Below are 3,123 nucleotides of genomic sequence, written 5' to 3' on the forward strand. Positions count from 1 at the left end.
CGAGTCCGCCGCGGGTGGCGCGCTCGGCGCTGCGCGCCTGGGTTGGCTGGCCACCGGCGCCGCAATCGAGACCGTCTGCACCCAGCCCGCCATCACCCAAAGCTACCGGCCCGATGCCGCCGAGCAGCCCGTATTGGCGCCGCGCTACGCGAAATTCCAGGCGCTGTATCCGGCGCTCAAAGCCTTGCAATAAGGCCCTGCAACAAGGCTGAGCCGCAAGGCCAGCCTCATCCCATTTCAACGCAAGCCCCTCCCGCCAAAAGGATCATCCATATGACCAGCTACTTCAACACCATCGCCCCCATAGCCTTTGAAGGCCCGGACTCCAAAAACCCGCTGTCCTTCAAGTGGTACGACAAGAGCCGCGTCGTGGCCGGCAAGACCATGGCCGAGCACCTGCGCTTTGCGGTCTGCTACTGGCACAGCTTCTGCTGGGACGGCCGCGACCCCTTTGGCGGCGACAGCTTCGAGCGCCCCTGGCACCACATGGCCGACCCCATGGCGGCCGCCAAGGCCAAGGCCGATGCCGCCTTTGAATTCTTCGCCAAGCTGGGCGCTCCCTACTACTGCTTCCACGACCGCGATGTGGCCCCTGAAGGCAACACCCCGCGCGAAAGCGTGGCCAACTTCCATGCGATGGTGGATGTGCTGGCGAAGAAGCAACAGGACACCGGCATGAAGCTCTTGTGGGGCACGGCCAATCTGTTCAGCCACCGCCGCTTCATGTCGGGTGCTTCCACCAACCCCAACCCCGAAATTTTTGCCCTGGGCGCGCTGCAGGTGAAAGAAGCCATGGACGCCACGCTCAAACTGGGCGGAGAGAACTACGTGCTCTGGGGCGGCCGTGAAGGCTACGAAACCCTGCTCAACACCCGCATGGGCCAGGAGCTCGACCAGATGGGCCGCTTCCTCAACATGGTGGTGGACTACAAGCACAAGATCGGCTTCAAGGGCACCATCCTGATCGAACCCAAGCCGCGCGAGCCTTCCAAGCACCAGTACGATTTCGATACCGCCACCGTCTTTGGCTTTCTGCAAAAGCACGGCCTGGAAAAAGAAATCAAGGTCAACATCGAAGCCAACCACGCCACCCTGGCTGGCCACAGCTTCGAGCATGAAATCGCCACCGCCATCGACCTGGGCCTGTTTGGTTCCATCGATATGAACCGCGGCGACATGCAGTGCCAGTGGGACACCGACCAGTTCCCCAACAACATCCCCGAGACCGCGCTGGCGATGTACCTGATCCTCAAGGGCGGCGGTTTCACCACCGGCGGCCTGAACTTTGACAGCAAGGTGCGCCGCCAGTCGATCGACCCGGAGGACATGTTCCTGGGCCACATCGGTGGCATGGACACAGCTGCCCGCTCGCTGGTGATCGCAGACGCCATGATCACCGACGGCCGCTTTGCCCAGATTACCGAAGACCGCTACGCCGGCTGGAACAGCGACTTTGGCCGCGATGTGCTGGCCGGCAAGCTGGGCCTGGACGCCGTGGCTGCGCGCGTGCTGGAGCACAACGTTGACACGCGCCCGGTCTCGGGCCGCCAGGAAGGCATCGAGAACCTGCTCAATTCGTTCATTTGATGGTTTGGTCGGGGAAAGTCATGCACATGCACAAGCCGTTCCCGCTGCTGGTAACCGCACTGTTGGCGCTGCAGAGTTTCGGAGTGGTGAATCCTGCGGCGGCTGCCTCACTGGCCATCCCCCGCTTTGTTGAGGAGACCGACACCGCGGGCCTGCAAAGCCGCTTTGAAGGCCAGGACGAGTTCATGGTGGGCGGCGGTGTGGCCGTGTTTGACTGCGATGGCGACGGCCTGCCCGAGGTGTACATCACCGGCGGTGTGAACAAGGCCAAGTTCTACCGCAACAAGAGTGCACGGGGCGGCGCCATCAAGCTGCAGGAAGAGCGCAGTGGCCTGGAACTTACCAATGCCACCGGCGCCTACCCCATCGACATCGATGGCGATGGCAACACCGATCTGGTGGTGCTGCGTGTGGGCGAGATCGAAGTCTTCCGGGGCCTGGGCGCCTGCAAATTCGAGCGCGCCAATGCGAAGTGGAACATCCCCAACAGCAACGACTGGCACACCGCCTTTTCTGCCACCTGGGAGAAGGGCAGCAGCATGCCCACGCTGGCCATTGGCAGCTACTACGACCGCAGCCGCCCTGACTTCCCCTGGGGCACCTGCACCCCGGCCATGCTCTTGCGCCCGGATGCCAGCGGCAAGCGCTACGCCGCACCCGAATTGCTGCAGCCCAGCTACTGTGCGCTCTCGATGCTGTTCTCGGACTGGAACCGTTCGGGCGAGGCCAGCCTGCGTGTGGCCAATGACCGCGAGTACTACAAGGGCGGGCAGGAGCAGCTCTGGAAAGTTGCACCGGGACAGCCCGCCAAACAGTACACCGAAGCCGACGGCTGGAAGCGCCTGCAGGTCTGGGGTATGGGCATTGCCAGCCATGACATCGATGGCGATGGCTACCCTGAGGTGTTCATCACCAGCATGGCCGACAACAAGTTCCAGAAATTGGAGAAAGACGCTTCGCGCCCCAGCTACATCGACCAGGCCTACAAGCGCGGCATCACCGCGCACCGGCCCTATGTGGGCGGTGACATCCACCCCAGCACCGCCTGGCATGCGCAGTTTGCCGATGTGAACAACGATGGGCTGAGCGATCTCTTCATCGTCAAGGGCAATGTCTCCACCATGCCGGACTTCGCCATCCTGGACCCCAATGACCTGCTGCTGGGCGAGACCGATGGTCACTTCACCCAGGTCGGCCAGCAGGCCGGTGTGGCCAGCTTCCGGCGGGGCCGCGGTGGCATGCTGGCCGACCTGAATGGCGACGGCCTGCTGGACATGGTTGTGGTCAACCGCCTGGACAAGGCGCAACTCTGGCGCAACCTGGGGGCAGGTACACCCGACAAGCCACAAGCGATGGGCCATTGGCTGCAGCTGCGTTTGCAACAGGCAGGTGGCAACCGCGATGCCGTAGGTGCCTGGGTGGAGGTGGACCTGGGCGGAAAAATCATCCGTGAAGAGCTCACCATCGGCGGGGGACACGCCAGCGGCCACTTGGGCTGGATGCACTTCGGCCTGGGCGAGAGCCGGGACGCCAAAG

Annotated in this window: 2 protein-coding genes and 1 pseudogene; all 3 read left to right on the top strand. The window is 63.3% G+C overall.

Translation table 11 applies throughout. From position 1 onward, the window contains the following. A pseudogene (locus DIC66_RS23195) lies at nucleotides 1–193 on the top strand (xylulokinase); the annotation flags it as partial. An 80-nt stretch (nucleotides 194–273) separates the two neighbouring features. Further along, nucleotides 274–1,587, top strand: coding sequence for a xylose isomerase (gene xylA / locus DIC66_RS22615; RefSeq protein WP_117180440.1), 1,314 nt, complete (start codon nucleotides 274–276; stop codon nucleotides 1,585–1,587). A 26-nt stretch (nucleotides 1,588–1,613) separates the two neighbouring features. Then, a partial coding sequence (locus tag DIC66_RS22620) for a CRTAC1 family protein (RefSeq protein ID WP_147321404.1) occupies nucleotides 1,614–3,123 on the top strand: 1,510 nt, incomplete at its 3' end.

The sequence above is a fragment of the Rhodoferax lacus genome (assembly GCF_003415675.1).
GTDB classification, from domain to species: Bacteria; Pseudomonadota; Gammaproteobacteria; order Burkholderiales; family Burkholderiaceae_C; genus Allorhodoferax; species Allorhodoferax lacus.